Annotated in this window: 13 protein-coding genes; 4 read left to right on the plus strand and 9 right to left on the minus strand. The window is 66.1% G+C overall.

Annotated elements, in window-relative coordinates; genetic code table 11:
* Window positions 1-5: 5 nt before the first annotated feature.
* The 8 genes from ACLKOY_RS05080 to rfbA all read right to left on the minus strand — a co-directional run bounded on the left by ACLKOY_RS05080 (window position 6) and on the right by rfbA (window position 10,378).
* Window positions 6-743, minus strand: a complete 738-nt coding sequence (locus ACLKOY_RS05080; protein ID WP_436452701.1) for an ABC transporter ATP-binding protein — start codon at window positions 741-743, stop codon at window positions 6-8.
* Entirely contained in the window at window positions 740-1,561 is an 822-nt protein-coding gene (locus ACLKOY_RS05085; RefSeq protein ID WP_436452702.1) for an ABC transporter permease, read from the minus strand. The genes ACLKOY_RS05080 and ACLKOY_RS05085 overlap by 4 nt, the downstream gene beginning before the upstream one ends.
* Window positions 1,562-1,571: 10 nt before the next feature.
* A complete protein-coding gene (glf, locus tag ACLKOY_RS05090; protein ID WP_436452703.1) occupies window positions 1,572-2,708 on the minus strand; it encodes a UDP-galactopyranose mutase in 1,137 nt (378 codons plus the stop codon).
* 94 nt (window positions 2,709-2,802) lie between these two features.
* Window positions 2,803-4,881 (minus strand): acyltransferase family protein, encoded by a 2,079-nt coding sequence (locus ACLKOY_RS05095; RefSeq protein ID WP_436452704.1) that lies wholly within the window; start codon window positions 4,879-4,881, stop codon window positions 2,803-2,805.
* 68 nt (window positions 4,882-4,949) lie between these two features.
* A complete protein-coding gene (locus ACLKOY_RS05100; RefSeq protein ID WP_436452705.1) occupies window positions 4,950-7,094 on the minus strand; it encodes an acyltransferase family protein in 2,145 nt (714 codons plus the stop codon).
* Entirely contained in the window at window positions 7,091-8,506 is a 1,416-nt protein-coding gene (locus ACLKOY_RS05105; RefSeq protein WP_436452706.1) for a sugar nucleotide-binding protein, read from the minus strand. Before ACLKOY_RS05105 ends, ACLKOY_RS05100 begins: the two co-directional genes overlap by 4 nt.
* Before the next feature lie 4 nt (window positions 8,507-8,510).
* Complete coding sequence (gene rfbB / locus ACLKOY_RS05110; RefSeq protein WP_436452707.1) at window positions 8,511-9,509, minus strand: dTDP-glucose 4,6-dehydratase; 999 nt, start codon at window positions 9,507-9,509, stop codon at window positions 8,511-8,513.
* Window positions 9,509-10,378: a glucose-1-phosphate thymidylyltransferase RfbA gene (rfbA, locus tag ACLKOY_RS05115; RefSeq protein ID WP_436452708.1), complete on the minus strand. Its 870-nt coding sequence runs from the start codon at window positions 10,376-10,378 to the stop codon at window positions 9,509-9,511. The genes rfbB and rfbA overlap by 1 nt, the downstream gene beginning before the upstream one ends.
* Window positions 10,379-10,482: 104 nt before the next feature.
* Here rfbA and ACLKOY_RS05120 point away from each other — a divergent pair, with 104 nt between their 5' ends.
* The 4 genes from ACLKOY_RS05120 to ACLKOY_RS05135 are packed head-to-tail and all read left to right on the plus strand — an operon-like array spanning window position 10,483 to window position 14,891.
* Entirely contained in the window at window positions 10,483-12,768 is a 2,286-nt protein-coding gene (locus tag ACLKOY_RS05120) for a hypothetical protein (protein WP_436452709.1), read from the plus strand.
* Window positions 12,769-12,796: 28 nt separating this feature from the next.
* Window positions 12,797-13,552, plus strand: a complete 756-nt coding sequence (locus ACLKOY_RS05125) for a glycosyltransferase family 2 protein (RefSeq protein WP_436452710.1) — start codon at window positions 12,797-12,799, stop codon at window positions 13,550-13,552.
* Window positions 13,549-13,947, plus strand: coding sequence for a DUF2304 domain-containing protein (locus tag ACLKOY_RS05130; RefSeq protein WP_436452711.1), 399 nt, complete (start codon window positions 13,549-13,551; stop codon window positions 13,945-13,947). Before ACLKOY_RS05125 ends, ACLKOY_RS05130 begins: the two co-directional genes overlap by 4 nt.
* Window positions 13,944-14,891, plus strand: a complete 948-nt coding sequence (locus ACLKOY_RS05135) for a glycosyltransferase (protein ID WP_436452712.1) — start codon at window positions 13,944-13,946, stop codon at window positions 14,889-14,891. The genes ACLKOY_RS05130 and ACLKOY_RS05135 overlap by 4 nt, the downstream gene beginning before the upstream one ends.
* 7 nt (window positions 14,892-14,898) lie before the next feature.
* Here ACLKOY_RS05135 and ACLKOY_RS05140 read toward each other — a convergent pair whose 3' ends face one another.
* Window positions 14,899-15,900: a glycosyltransferase gene (locus ACLKOY_RS05140; protein ID WP_436452713.1), complete on the minus strand. Its 1,002-nt coding sequence runs from the start codon at window positions 15,898-15,900 to the stop codon at window positions 14,899-14,901.
* Window positions 15,901-15,912 lie beyond the last annotated feature (12 nt).

Raw genomic sequence — 15,912 nt, forward strand, 5'->3', positions numbered from 1 at the left:
CGGCCTCAGCCGCGGTTGTAGTCGGCGTTGTACCTGTCGAGGACGTCTGCGATCGGCCCGTCTAGGGCGAGCGTGCCCTTGTCGAGGTAGAGACCGCGGGTGCAGAAGCGGCGGAGGTCGCGCTCGTTGTGGCTGACGAAGAAGAGCGTGCGCCCCTCGGCGAGGAGCTCGTCGATGCGCTTGTAGCACTTGTCGCGGAACGCCTTGTCTCCGACCGCGAGCACCTCGTCGACGAGCAGGATCGGCTCGTCGAGCTGCGACACGACCGAGAACGCCAGTCGCACCTTCATGCCGTTCGACAGGTGCTTGTACGGGGTGTCCTCGAAGCCCGCCAGCTCCGCGAAGGCGATCATGCCGTCGTAGCGCTCTGCGACCACGTCCCGTGGCATTCCATGCAGTCCGGCCATCAACGCGACGTTCTCGCGCACGGTCAGGTCGCCCACGAACCCGCCCGTGATCTCGATCAGAGGAGCGACTCCACCCTTCACCTTCACCGCACCCTCGTCGGGGAGCAGTACGTTCGCGACGAGACGGAGCAGCGTGGACTTGCCCTGGCCGTTGCGCCCGACGACGCCGATCGACTCACCCTGCTGCACCGTGAACGAGACGTCACGCAAGGCCCAGAACTCTCCGGAGCGCGACCGCCGCGCCGCAGGGGCGAAAAGGTCTTTGAAGTTCTGGCGTCCACGGCGGTTGCGGCGGAAGCGGACACCCAGCTCTCTGGCCTCGATCGCGACGGTCATCCCAGCTCCTTCAGCACGGTGCGCTCGAGGGACCGGAACGTCCATACGCCGAGCGCAAGAATGACGAGCGTCATCGCCACGCTGACGAGCAGCGTGAAGAGGTTCCACTGGTCGGGGAAGAACGGCATCCGGTACAGCATGAAGATCCCGGCGAGCGGATTGAATGCACCGAGGGTCTGGAAGACGCCGGGAAGATCCGTGACGTTGTAGATGATCGGAGTCGCATAGAACATGGCGCGCAGGATCAGCGCGGTCGTGCGTTCCAGATCGACGAAGAGGACGCAGAGCGGGGCGACCAGAAGCCCCAGGCCCACGAGCAGAACGGCCTGCAGGAACACCGCGACGGGGACCCAGAGGATTCCCCAGCCGATCTGGACGGTGTGCGCCGGGTCCTGTTCCACGATCAGGTTGATGATCACGAACGCCGCGAGCACCGGCAGGGAGAAGAGGAACTCGACTCCCTTGCTCAACACGATTCGGTTCACCCAGATCGAGCGAGGGATCGCGGTCGAGCGCACCAGCCTCGCGTCCTTCTTGAACGCACGAGTGAAGTCCGTGACCGACGTGTTGAACCACACCCAGGGCAGCAGGGCGCTGATGAGGAACACGATGTACGGATCCTCGCCGACATCGCGGTTGAAGATCTGCGTGAAGACGAACCAGTAGATCACGCTCATCACGAGCGGATCGAGCACCGACCACAGGTACCCGAGCAGGCTCGTCGAGTACCGCACCTTGAGGTCTCTCGCCGACAGCAGCCAGAGGGAATGCAGATAGCGCCGGGGCGTTCCGGGCGCCCCGGCAGCAGTGTGACTCACAGTGCCGAGTCTACGAGAGCGAGTTGTTCCACAGCGACAGCGCGGAGCCGATGGCCATGTGCATGTCGAGGTACTGGTAGGTGCCGAGACGTCCGCCGAAGTGCACGTCCTTCTCGCCCTTCGCGAGCTCACGGTACGCGAGCAACCCGTCGCGGTCCGTCGGCGTGTTCACGGGGTAGTACGGCTCGTCGTCGCGGTTCGCGAACCGGGAGAACTCGCGCATGATGACGGTCTTGTCGGATTCGTAGACGTCCTTGCGCTCCGGGTGGAAGTGCTTGAACTCGTGGATGCGCGTGTACGGCACGTCCATGTCGGGGTAGTTCATCACGCTGGTGCCCTGGAAGTCGCCGATGTTCAGCACCTCCTGCTCGAAGTCGAGCGTTCGCCAGCTGAGAGCGCCCGCCGTGTAGTCGAAGTAGCGGTCCACGGGGCCCGTGTAGATGATGGGCAGCTGCCCGACTGTCGCCTTCTTGTTCAGCGGCTGATTCTCGTCGAAGTAGTCGACATTCAGCTTCACCTCGATGTTGGGGTGATCGGCCATCCGCTCGATCCACGCGGTGTAGCCGTCTGTCGGCAGCCCCTCCCACGTGTCGTTGAAGTAGCGGTTGTCGTAGGTGTAGCGCACGGGGAGCCGGCTGATGATGTCGCCGGACAGCTTCTGCGGGTCGGTCTGCCACTGCTTGGCGGTGTAATCCCGGAAGAAGGCCTCGAACAGAGGACGGCCGACGAGAGCGATGCCCTTCTCCTCGAAGTTGGCCGCCGTCTTGACGTCGAACTCCCCTGCCTGCTCGCGCACGAGGGCCCGCGCCTGATCGGGCGTGTAGGCCGACTGGAAGAACTGGTTGATGGTTCCGAGGTTGACCGGCATCGGGAAGACAGTTCCCTTGTGCGTCGTGTAGACCCGGTGCACGTAATTCGTGAAGCTCGTGAACCGGTTGACGTACTCCCACACCGTGGCGTTCGACGTGTGGAAGAGGTGGGCGCCGTATCGGTGGACCTCGATGCCCGTCTCAGGCTCGGCCTCACTGTAGGCGTTCCCGCCGATGTGGTGGCGACGGTCGATGACCGTGACCTTGCGGCCGGCGTTGGCGGCGCGTTCTGCGATGGTGAGGCCGAAGAAGCCCGACCCGACGACAAGAAGATCCATGTTGCTGCTTTCTGCCCACAAGGCTCACATCCGCGCGGCGTCGCGCACGGCACACAGCAGACAACTCTACCGGCAGCGGACTCGGCGCAACCTGTCAGCCCGCCTCGGCGCCGAGGGGTCCTCCGACCTCCAGCATTCCCTGCAGCATGGGAGCGAGAGTGCGCCCGTACGTATCGGAGATGTGATTGTCGTCAATGTACACGGCGATATTGCCGATCGATGCCCGACACACGCCCTCGGGGCACAGCCAGGGTCGGAAGTCCACGGCGATGACCCCTTCGGCCTCCGCCAGATCGTCGAGGTCGTCCCCGATGGCGAACCCCGGTTCGGGAACGTCGCACGACGCCGCAGCAGTGCCCGGCGCGACCTCGGACTCCTCGAGGGCGCACTCGTACATGTCGACATCGAAGCGCGGATTGTCTCGCACGGCGATCACCTGGATCCCGCTGGCAGTGAGTTCCTCGGCGATGTCTCGGATCCCCTCCACGAGCACCTCGGGAGACGCAGGGGTCGCCCGAGTCACGACGAGGTACACGGCATCGGGCTGGACCCTCGTCGCATACTCGATCGCAGCGGCACGCCACTCCTCGCACGGCGGGCCCGCGGCCGACCAGGTCGGTGCTCCGATGCCGATCGCGCATCCGCCCTTCAGCAGGGCGACGATGCCCCACCCCTGCTGATCGGCGAGAACGGTGAGGGGCGACATGAGCTGTTGCGCGTGGGAGTCCCCCATCACGAGCACCCGCCATGCGTCCGAGTCCCCTGCATTCGCGGTCTGCGCGCAGCTGCCCTGCAGCACCGGCTCGACGGGCTCGAGCTCGCCCTCGCAGCTGCTCTTCAGATCCACCCACTCGTCATCGAGTGCTGTGGCCAGCGGGATCAGCGGCAGATCGGCGCCCGAGAGGTCGATCGGGGTGTCGATCTGCGCCGCCCCCGGGTATCCGCCGGTGTCGCCGGCCAGCAGCGCTGCCTCACGCTGCTCGATCGTCAGCTGCCATGCGGCGAGCGGCGCGGCGACGATGAGGACGGATGCTGCGAGAGCGAGCGCACCGAGACGGTGCGAGCGATCGAGGACGACTGAGTCCCGAATCGGTCGCTCGACCAGCATCGACACGAGCCTGGCGAGCACGAGCGACACGAGGACGATTCCGAGGCCGGCCGACCACCCCGGCTCGGAACGGCCACTCAACATCATCCAGGTCACGAGGACGGGCCAGTGGACGAGATAGAGCGCATAGGCGTCTCGTGAGACGTAACGCAGTGGCGCTGACTCCAACACCACCGCAGGTCCGCCACGCGGGCGGTCGCGCCCGGCGATGATGACGAGCGCCGTGCAGACCACCGGCCACAGGGCGAGATACCCGGGAAACCCGCCCTGCACGTCGAGCACGATTCCGCACATCGCGATGCCGACGATCCCGACCCATCCGAAGACCGCCCCGACCCACGGTCGAACGCGGACGTGGGGAAGCGCGATCGCGACGAGCGAGCCGGCCGCGAACTCCCACAGTCGTGTGCGTGTGTCGAAGTAGGCGAACGACTGGGCTCGCATCGTCTCGACCACCGAGAACCCGAGCGAGACGACGAAGATCACACCGAACACGAGAGCCAGGGCAGGAACGATCAGGCGCTGTCGGCGGCGGAGCACCACCCACACGCCCGCGATGATCAGCGGCCAGAGGACGAAGACCTGCCCTTGGACCGACAACGACCAGAAGTGCTGGAACGGACTGGGCGTGACGGACTCGCGCGCGTAGTAGTCGACCTCCGACAGGGCGAGAGTCCAGTTCTCGACGTAGAAGAGGCTCGACCATGCCTCAGTCCAGACGCGCGGCCACTCGGTCTGCGGATACATCGCGAGTGCGACGCCGAGCACGCCGACGATCGTCACAGCGGCCGCGGGCAGCAGCCGTCGGAACCGGCGCAGCCAGAACGGACCGAGGGCAAGCGGGCGCTGCGACTCGAGTCGCCGCACGAACGACGCAGTGAGGAAGAACGCGGAGACCATCAGGAACACGTCGACTCCGCCCGAGACGCGGCCCAGCCAGACGTGGTACGCCACCACGAGCAGGATCGCGAGCGCTCGGAGGCCGTCGATGTCGGCGCGGTGTGTCAGAGGGCGCGCGGAGTCAGCCGCGGGAGGCCGAAGCCATGTCGTTCGCGTCGGATTCATGAAGAGGGCGGCGTATCGGCGGGGCTGTCGCCGCAGTCGTCTCGGGTCGACCGTCTGCCGCTTTCAGCCTATCTGTTCTGCATCAGCAGTCGCTCGGCCGCTGCTTCGATATCGGGTCCGAGCAGTCTGGCGAACTCGAGGTTGAGGTGATCCGCGTCGTAGTAGACGGGGATGCCGCCCACCACGGCGTAGCACGAGGTCGCGTCGCAGAAGCGGTCGGTCAGGTCCAGCACACTGATGGATTCCGATCCGGCCGCCGCACCGGCGGCGACCATCGGGTCGGCGGGGTGTGCCTCAGCGCGAGGACGCGCACAGGATTGCGGCTCGTCGGAGTTGTGGAGCACGCAATCGGGGCTCCTGACCTCGGCGTTGAAAGGAGGATCCGCGAGCGCGAGCACCTTGATACCCGCATCGTTCCAGCGCTTCCAGTACTCCAGCAGCCCTTGCGACATCTGATCGGTCTGCGGCCTGTCGCTCCCGTCGTCCACCAGCTGAAGCCGAGATGCCATCGCGGTGATGACGAGGTCGGGGCCATCCTCGGTGACGGTCTCGGCGAGGTCGCGCGACCACTCGCGACACCTCTCCACGTCGGCGACGCCCCACGCGCTGCGGAATCCGATGAAGTCGACATCGGCCACGGGGCACCCTCCGTAGTAGCTGGTGTCGACGATCCAGCCGTTCTTCTCTGCGATGTCGAACACGGCCCCCTGCCACTGCTGCGCGTGCGAGTCACCGATCAGCCAGACCCGCGTCGGATCCGCTGCACCGCCCGAGAAGTCGCACTCGTGCGTCGTCTTCAGATCTCCGTAAGCGAGGATCGGCAGGAACTCACCGCACTCCTCAGGGGTGTAGAAGTACTCGTTCTTCTTCGTCATCACCGAATAATCCGCGGCCCCGAAAGGGTCGGCGCACTCCGCCCCCGGTGCGAGCGCCGAGGGTCCCTCGCACGTCGATGCGAGGAGGTCGTCGGGTGGCCCGTCTGCCTCGACCCGCGCACTGTATGAGGCGAGGACGCCGGCCACGAGAGCAGCGATGACGATCATCCCGGTGACCATGAGCCCGAACGCACGGAGCGAGGAGCCACGCCAGTAACCCCAGGTCTGGCCGGCGTCCTCGACGAACCTCTTCGTCAGCGCGGCCAGCACGAGCGCGATCGCGAGCACCGCGACCTTCGACAGGGTGGTCGCCTCGCCCCCGATGACGAACGGCGCGACGACGATCAACGGCCAGTGCCACAGATACAACGAGTAGGAGATGCCGCCGACCCACTGCACGGAACGCAGAGCCGTGACCTTCGCATGCCAGAGCGACGCGAATCTCTCGCCGGCGAGGATCACCGCCGCGGTGCCGAGCACGGGCACCAGCGCGGTGTACCCGGGAAAAGCTGTCGTGTGATCGTAGACGAGCGCGGCGAAGACGATGAGGGCGAACCCGAGCAGGCTGACGATGTCAGCGGCAGTGCGCCCGAGAGGTATCCGGCTTCCGAAGAGCGCGATCGCGCCACCGACGGCGAATTCCCATCCGCGCGTGAAGGTCGCGAAGTATGCCTGAGGCGGCGCGACGATCGTGTAGATGACACTGGCGGCGAAGGAGACGATGCTCACCACCGCAACGACCAGGATCAGCGCGTTGGTCGTCCTCCTCCTCGTTCCGCGACGCGTGCTCGGTCCTGCGGTGCGCCGAGACACGGCGAGCGCTGCGAGCAGCAGCAGAGGCCAGACGATGTAGAACTGCTCCTCGACCGACAGCGACCAATAGTGCTGCACGACGCTCGCCGCATCGTTGAGCGCCGAGTAGTTGACCGACATCGATGCCAGGAACCAGTTCTCGACGTACCCCGCACTCGCCGCGACCTCCCAGGCTCCGCGCTCCCACCGAGGGTAGGGAAGGAACACGACGAAAAGCACGAGCGACACTGCGAGCACGAGCATCGCAGCCGGGAGCAGGCGCCGGATACGTCGGGCGTAGAACGCCCCGAGTCGCACTCCCCCGGTGCGCCTCATCTCTCCCACGAGGTGTCCTGTGATGAGGAAGCCGGAGATCACGAAGAATACATCGACACCCACATAGCCGCCGGGCAGGCGCGACGGCCAGAGGTGGTTGAGCACGACCAAGCCGATGGCGACGGCGCGGAGCGCCTGGATGTCGGTTCGGAAGACCCGCGCCTTCGGCGCCGCGATGAGAGCATCCGCGGTCCGCAACGACGCGCTCACGGCGCGAGATACTCCCGAAGCAGTTCGTCTCCCGCACGAGGGGTGAAGCCGATGCTGTGGACCCTGGTCAGATCGAGCACGCTGTTCAGCGGGCGCGGGGCGACGGGCGACGTCGCCGAGGCGAAGTACTGATCCGTCGACACGCCCGTGACCCGTGCTGCATCATGGCCGACGAGTTCGAACACGCGGCGAGCGACGTCTGCCCAGGTGACGACCTCGCCCTCGGAGGTCAGGTTGTAGACCCCGAACGGGGGACGCTTCTCGACCAGGGTGCGGATGAGGCGAGCGATCTCGCTCGCGAACGTGAGCCGCCCGCGCTGGTCGTCGACGACCTTCGGGTCCACACCCTTCGCAGCCAGCGAGGCCATGGTGCTGACGAAGTTGCTCCCGCTCCCGATCACCCAGGAGGTGCGGACGATGTAGTGACGCGGAGCCGTCGATACGGCGAGATCGCCTGCGGCCTTGGACTGCCCGTAGACACCGAGAGGGCACACGAGGTCGGCTTCCGCATAGGGGCGATCGGCCGATCCGTCGAACACGTAGTCGCTCGACACGTGCACGAGCGTGATGCCGTGCTCTGCAGCGATGCGAGCCAGCGCGGCGGGCCCTGCGGCATTCACCGCCCACGCGTCACGCCTGCCGTCGGGCGTCTCCGCACGATCGACGGCCGTGTATGCGGCTGCGTTGATGATCGTGTCGTAGTCGCGCCACCGGCGCGCATCGGCCAGTGTCGCCGACCCGAGATCGAAATCGGCGCGCGTGGTCCACTCGACGCTCTGCATGCCGTCGAACTCGGACCGCAGGGCAGTTCCCAGCTGTCCGCCTGAGCCGATCACGAGAGTCTTCCGAGGGGCGACCGGCTCCACATCAGAGAGGCGTGGGTGTGCGAGATCCTTCGCAGAGACCTCGGCCTCCGCAAGCGGAATGGGCCACTCGATCGCAGCGGTCTCGTCTGCGAGATTCAGGAAGGAGTACGACGCGTCCGGCGACCAGTGGTCGTTCACGAGATAGGTGTAGGCGGTGTCGGGCTCGAGGGTCTGATACGAGTTGCCGACACCCCGTGGCACGAAGATGGCCTTCGAAGGATCGAGCTCGGCGGTGAAGACCGCGCCGAACGTCGGTCCCTCCCGCAGATCGACCCAGGCGCCGAAGATCCGTCCCGTAGCGATGGACACCCACTTGTCCCACGGCTCGGCGTGGATCCCGCGCGTCGTTCCGACGGCGTCGTTGAACGAGACGTTGTTCTGGACGGGGCCGAAATCGGCGAGGCCGAGCGCGGTCATCTTCTCGCGCTGCCAGTTCTCCTTGAACCACCCGCGCGAGTCGCCGTGAACCGGCAGATCGAAGATCTCCAGCCCCGGAATCGTCGTCTCGGTGCGACTCAGGGACTTGCCGAAGTCGATCTCGCTCATCGGGTCACTGTCCCTTGGAGGCGTAGAACGCCTCGGTCTGGTCCTTGGAAGGCGCCCACCATGACTCGTTGTCGCGGTACCACGCGATGGTCGCGGCCAGTCCGGACTCGAAATCGGCGAACTCCGGCTTCCAGCCCAGCTCCGTGCGCAGCTTCGTGGAGTCGATCGCGTACCGCAGGTCGTGACCGGCACGGTCCGTGACGTGGTCGTACGCGTCTCGCGGCTGGCCCATCTCCTCGAGGATCAGCTCGACGACCTCCTTGTTGTTGCGCTCGCCGTCAGCGCCGATCAGATAGGTCTCGCCGATCTGACCCTTCTCGAGGATGGTGAGCACGGCAGACGAGTGGTCGTTGGCATGGATCCAGTCCCTGACATTCTCACCCGCCCCGTAGAGCTTGGGGCGGATGCCGCGGATCACGTTGGTGATCTGACGCGGGATGAACTTCTCGACGTGCTGGTACGGCCCGTAGTTGTTCGAGCAGTTCGAGATCGTCGCCTGCACGCCGAACGAGCGGACCCAGGCGCGGACGAGCAGATCGCTGCCGGCCTTGGTCGACGAGTACGGCGACGACGGGTTGTACGGAGTCTGCTCGGTGAACCGCTCGGGGTCGTCGAGCTCGAGGTCGCCGTAGACCTCATCGGTCGAGATGTGGTGGAACCGCGTCTCGTGCTTGCGCGCCGCTTCGAGCAGCGTGTACGTGCCGATGATGTTGGTGTCCAGGAAGGGACGGGGGCTGTGCAGCGAGTTGTCGTTGTGGGACTCCGCCGCGTAGTGCACCACAGCGTCCGCCTCAGCGGTGAGCCCGTCGACGAGCTCGGCATCCGTGATGTCGCCGTGCACGAACCGCACCCGGTCTTCGGGAAGACCCGCGAGCGAGGCCCGGTTGCCGGCGTACGTCAGCGCATCGAGGACCGTGACCATGTGGTCCGTGTGCTCGACCGCGTAGTGGACGAAGTTCGAGCCGATGAAACCGGCGCCTCCGGTGACGAGGATGTTCGACATCAACGACCTCTTTCCAGGGTCTCGAGCAGGTATGTTCCGTAGCCGGACTTCACGAGCTTGCTGGCCCGCTCACGCAGTTCGTCATCGGTGAGGAAGCCCTGACGCCAGGCGACCTCTTCCGGGACGCCGATGCGCAGACCCGTGCGGCGCTCCATCGTGCGCACGTAGTCGCCGGCATCCGACATCTGGTCGAACGTCCCGGTGTCGAGCCACGCTGTTCCACGCGGCAGCACCTCGACGCGCAGACCGCCGCGCTCGAGATAGGCGCTGTTGATGTCGGTGATCTCGTACTCCCCGCGAGCACTCGGCTCGAGGTTGCGGGCGATCTCGACCACGTCGTTGTCGTAGAAATAGAGTCCGGGCACGGCGTAGTTGCTCTTGGGGTGCTCAGGCTTCTCCTCGAGGGAGACGGCGCGACCGTCGGCGTCGAACTCGACGACGCCGTAGGCGTTGGGCTCTGCGACCCAGTAGGCGAAGACGGCACCACCCTCGACGTCCGTGTAGCGCTTGAGCTGGGTGCCGAGTCCCGGACCGTAGAGCAGGTTGTCACCGAGCACGAGGGCGACCTTGTCGTCGCCGATGAAGTCCGCTCCGATGACGAAGGCCTGCGCGAGACCGTCCGGCGACGGCTGCTGTGCGAACGTGAGGTTCACTCCGAACTGCGAACCGTCACCGAGCAGACGCTCGAACTGCTCTGCGTCGTGAGGAGTCGTGATGATCAGGATGTCCCGGATCCCCGCAAGCATCAGCGTCGACAGCGGGTAGTAGACCATCGGCTTGTCGTACACGGGAATCAGCTGCTTGGAGATGCCGATCGTAATCGGGTGCAGTCGAGTGCCTGAGCCGCCAGCGAGAATAATGCCTTTCACCCCCATATCGTGCCACATCCCAGCTGGGACTCAGAAAGACACGATTTACTTGCGTCACATCGTTCACACTGGCATCATCTGTGTATTTCCGCCACAATGAGCAGGTGACCGGCTCAAAATCCCCCCACCTGCTCGGCATTCTTGCCAGTGCAGCGGCTGTCGTCCTCGCCGCATCCCTGCTCGTGGCGACGCCGGCCAGTGCCGTGTCGCCCTCATCTTCCGGCGGCCTGTCCACGGCCGCGACGACGCTGACATCGTCGACTGCGGCGACGGCCCCGGTGGATGCGTCCATCCGCGAGACCGCGAACCTCGCGCAGTTCAAGCCGGGCAACATCATCTCCGATGCCGTGTTCTTCCAGGGTGACACGATGTCAGCCGGTCAGATCGACTCGTTCTTCCGCGGAAAGGTGGCGTCATGCCGCAGCGGATACGTCTGCCTCAAGGACTACCGTCAGAACACGCCCAACCGCCCGGCTGACAGCTACTGCCGTGGCTACAGCGGAGCGGCTAACGAGTCGGCGGCGACGATCATCGCGCGGGTCGCGCAGTCGTGCGGCATCAACCCGCGGGTGCTCATCGTCATGCTCGAGAAGGAGCAGAGTCTCGTCACGCACACGTGGCCCAGTAGCTGGCGCTACGACATGGCCCTCGGTCAGGGCTGCCCGGACACGGCGGCGTGCGATCCGGCATACGCCGGCTTCTTCTACCAGATCTACGGTGCGGCCAGGCAGATGCAGATCTACGCCGAGGGACGCTGGTTCACCTACTACGCGCCGGGAAAGACCTGGAACATCCTGTATCACCCCAACCGGGCCTGCGGCTCGGCGCCGGTGCGCATCGAGAACAAGGCGACCGCGGCGCTCTACTACTACACGCCCTATCAGCCGAATCGCGCGGCGCTCAACGCCGGCTACGGCACAGGTGACGGGTGCTCCAGCTACGGCAATCGCAACTTCTACCAGCTCTTCACCGATTGGTTCGGCAGCACGCAGACATCGGGTGCCACTCCGGCGACGCTCGCGCAGGTCCCTGGTCGCGCCGAGATCTACATGGTGCAGTCCGGCGTCCGTCACCACGTCGTCGCAGGCGAGGACTATGCCGCGCTGCGCACGAGGCTCGGCGGGGCGGTCTCCGTGGCCGCGTCGTACCTCGATCCGATGCCGGAGGGCAAGCCGGTCACGCGGTACGTGCACGACCCTCGAACGGGCACGCTCTACCTCCTGGAGCCGGACGGCACGCGGCATCGCTTCGTCGACGCGGGTCAGGTCGCCCTGTTCGGGTACTCATTCAGCTCGTACGTCAACCTCACGGGCGCCACGGCGGACCGGTTCTCCGAAGGCGCACCTGTGGGGTCGTTCTTCCGCTCAGGGGCGGAGCCGGAGGTCTACCTCTATCAGTCAGGCCTGCGCAGGCACGTCGCCAACCAGCAGACGTGGCTCGAGGTATCCAAGGGAACGCCCGGATACGTCGCCTCGATGAAGCCGTCGGCCGCCGCGGCGATCCGTCACGGCCTCATCGTGATCAAGGCGAACAGCCTGATCCGCGCCGCGGGGTCGCAGGAGGTGTACCTCACACTCCTCGGGGACCGCCTGCTGCGCGTGCCCAGCACAGCGCTCGCCCGAGAGTTCGGTGCAACGAACACCACAATCGTGCCGAGCAGTTCAGTCGCAGCCAATGCGAAGGTCGGATCGACGCTCGCACCGGTCGTCACCTGCGGCAACAGCAACATGATCGCCGCGGGCGGCAAGCTCTATCCGATCTCGGGCACGAAGTTCGGCGGCATCAAGCCGACGAAGCTCGGCAGTGGAGAGTGTGGCGCGATGCCTCGCGCGAAGACGACGGTCTCCGATCCGCTGTTCGTCCAGCCGGAGGGAGCGCCCGAGATCTACGTCGTGTCGGGCGGCACCCTGCGGCACGTGCCGACCCCCGCGGATCTGCTGGCGCTCAACGGATCCAGACCACTCCAGGTGCTGCCCTGGTTGCAGGCGACCGTCCAGTGGCTCGGCACCGGCCCTGCGAGCCTCCCCGCGAACTCCTTCGTCCGCTTCAACGGACGCCCCGAGATCTACCGATATGAGAACGGCGTGCTACGTCACGTTCGCAGCATCAAGACCCTTATCCAGCTGAACGGAGGAACGCCGCCACGGGAGTATGTGCTCCCGGGCGACCAGCTCTCGGGCTTCAAGGTCGGATCCCCCCTGCTGACCAGCGGCACGGACTTCGTGCAGTTCACCGGCGCGCCGGAGATCTACTTCTACGAGAACGACAAGCTGAGGCACGTCACGTCGATCTCGGTTCTGCTCAGACTCGGCGGCGGGCGCGCACCCGAGGTGCTGCAGATCGCTCCCGCTTTCAAAAGGGACTACGCGGTCGGCGCTCCGATCACGTGACCGGTCGATCCGATAGGATCGGGGAACTATGAGTTTGCCGTCGGACCGTGTCCTCGTCATCGTCCCCGCGTGGAACGAGGCCCGCAACGTCGGACGCACCGTGCACGAGATCCGCGCCGCGAGCGCCGACTTCGATCTTCTCGTCGTCGACGACGGATCCACCGATGACACGGGCACAGTCGCCAGAGAAGCCGGCGCCACGGTCATCTCGCTCCCGTTCAATCTCGGCGTCGGCGGGGCGATGCGCACCGGGTTCACCTACGCGAAGCGCCACGGTTACACGCGTGCGATCCAGGTCGACGCCGATGGGCAGCACAATCCGGTCGACATCGCCCGAGTCCTCGCCGGCCTCGACGCCGCGGACATCTCGATCGGCGCTCGTTTCGCGGACGTCGGCGACTACTCCGTTCGTGGCCCCCGACACTGGGCGATGCTGTTCTTGGCGAAGACCGTGTCCAGAGTTGCCAAGACCCGCCTCACAGATGTGACGAGCGGCTTCCGCGCAGCCAACCACCGAGCCATCGAGCAGTACGTCCGCTATTACCCCGCCGAGTACCTCGGCGACACCATCGACTCCCTCGTCGCAGCGTGTCACGCGGGCTTGACGGTGACGCAGGTGCCCGTGGCGATGCGGCCACGTGTCCACGGCACGCCGAGCCAGGGCCCGATCGGAGCATCGATCTATCTGCTGCGTTCGGTGTTCACTCTCGGCCTGGCGATGCTGCGTCGCACCGACTCGTCGAGCCAATCGACGAGTGTCCGTGAGCGGGAGGACGCACAATGATCGTTGCCGTCGGGATCGCCCTCTCGCTGTTCATCCTGGCGCTGGTGTTCTGGATGCTTCTGACGCGACGCCTTCGCGAGAAGTACGCCGTGATGTGGATCGTGATCGCGCTGAGCGTCCTGCTGCTCGGGATCTTCCCGCAGCTCCTGCTCTGGGCGACCGCACTGCTCGGCGTGCAGGTGCCGGCCAACCTCCTGTTCGCTCTGGCCATCACCTTGCTCCTGGGAGTGTCCCTGCACCTCTCTTGGGAGCTCTCCCAGGCTGAGGACGAGATCCGCCGCGTTGCGGAAGAGGCAGCGCTGTCGCGCGCCGAGATAGACAGGCTGGACAGCCGGATCGCGGCCCTCGAGGCTCAGCACCGAGGCAGCGGCGCCGACAGCGCTCCCCCGGCATGACGTCCCGAGCCCCGAGCGACGAGGTTTGGGGAGTCGTCACCGTTCATCGCCCTGCGGAGGTCCCTCCGCTTCTGGCCGATCTCGCTCCCCAAGTCACCGGAATCATCGTGGTCGACGACGGCAGCGGCTCTGAGTTCGACTCGATTCGCGCGGAGATCGCATCGAGCGGAGCACAGGTGGTCGCCTTGGAGCACAACTCCGGCATCGCCACTGCTCTGAATCGCGGCATCCGCGGCGCCCTCGACAACGGTGCGAGCGCGATCGTGACGTTCGATCAGGACTCGACCATCGCCCCCGGCTTCGTCGATGCTCTGAGAGCTGCCTGGGAACGCGCCCGCACTCACCGCATCGCCGCCGGCCCCGTCGTTCCGGAGTTCTTCGCCGACGTTTCCCAGGCCGGGTCGCCGACACGACACGGAGTGGTCTACGCCGCTCACGCGATCCAGTCCGGTATGTATCTGCCCGCTGAAGTGGTCGACCGGGTCGGTCTGATGGATGACGCCCTCTTCATCGACCTCGTGGACACGGACTTCGAACTCCGCTGCCTCGACGCCGACATGCCGTGCATCGTCGCCCCCGGTCTCCGGCTGCCGCACCGTCTGGGTGCACGGTACCGAATCCCCGGACCCCTCGGAGCGCTGCTTCCCACCCTCACCCTGAGCACGCCGTTCCGGTACTACTACCGGGCCAGGAATCGCATCGTGCTGGCCCGGCGGCACCCGCGGCACCGCGCGCGTCTGCGCCGCGACGCACGCGCGGACTACGCGTACTTCCTGATCGCGTGGATGCTGGCGACACCCCGCTCGACCATGCGAAAGCTGCTCGTCGCGGGGTTCCGCGACGGACGAGCCGAGCGCATGGGCAGGATGGGGCCAGCACTCGCCGCTGACGCTGCCCGCGTGACCTGGCGCATACGCCCTCTTCCCGACGCGCTACCCCGCTGACTGCCGTCTACGGCGTCACGGTCGGTCTGCGTCGACGCCCCCGAATCAGCCAGCCCGCTGCCCAGCTCCCGAGATACGCGATCACGAAGGGCGCGGGCACGACCTGTGCGCGACGGACTCGACGCAGCATCCGCAGGGTCTCGAGCAATCGCCGCCCCGAGCCGAAGCGCCGATCGATCTCGATCGCGTGCGCCGCCTGGGGTTCACGCTCCGCGAGCGTCTGCGCCATGAGCTGGCGCCATCCCACGTAGATCCAGAACAGCATCCGCGCCATCGCGAACGGCGACGCGGACCCCTCGTACCGCATCGAGAACGAGACGGCGTTGCCCCAGGCTCTCCGCAGCGTCGCGATCGGGCCGAGCCTCAGCCTGCTCGGATCACCGAAGACGTTCGCAGAGTGCTGCACGTAGTCCTGTACGACGTCATCGACGATCCGACCGCCTCCCCGCGCCATGCCGACGACGGCGAGCCAGTGATCGTGCGCGACAGTGTGGGAGGAGAGACGAGGGAACGGCAGCGCCGTCGACAGCAGATCGGCGCGGAAGAGGCACAGCGAGCCGGTGAACTGATTCACGATCATGGTCGATGCGGCATCGAGCTGTCGTCGCTCAGTGAATCCGAGCACTTCCTCACCGGGGTGGGACACCAGCCGGGCCTGCCCGGACACGATCGCAGCCTCCGAGAGGTGCGGAAGCAGGGTCTCGAGCTTGTGGGGGTACCAGAAGTCGTCCTGGTCGCTCAGCGCCACCCATTCGGCCTCTGCGGGCACCGCCGCAAGCCCCCGCTCGAAGTTCAGGTAGAAACCGAGGCGTCGCCCGTCTGCAAGGACGCGGAAGCGCTCGTCGTCGGGCACAACATCGGCGAGGACCTCTTCGACGGTCTCCAGCTCTCCGTCAACGGAGATGATGCACTCCCAGTCAGTCACGGTCTGGTCGCGTATCGAGGCGATCTGGCGGGCGAACAGCTCCTTCGAGGGTCGATAGGCGGCGAGCACGACAACTCCAGCCATTCGTCCCTGACC

The sequence above is a fragment of the Microbacterium sp. K2 genome, from assembly GCF_051365005.1.
Taxonomy (GTDB): domain Bacteria; phylum Actinomycetota; class Actinomycetes; order Actinomycetales; family Microbacteriaceae; genus Microbacterium; species Microbacterium foliorum_B.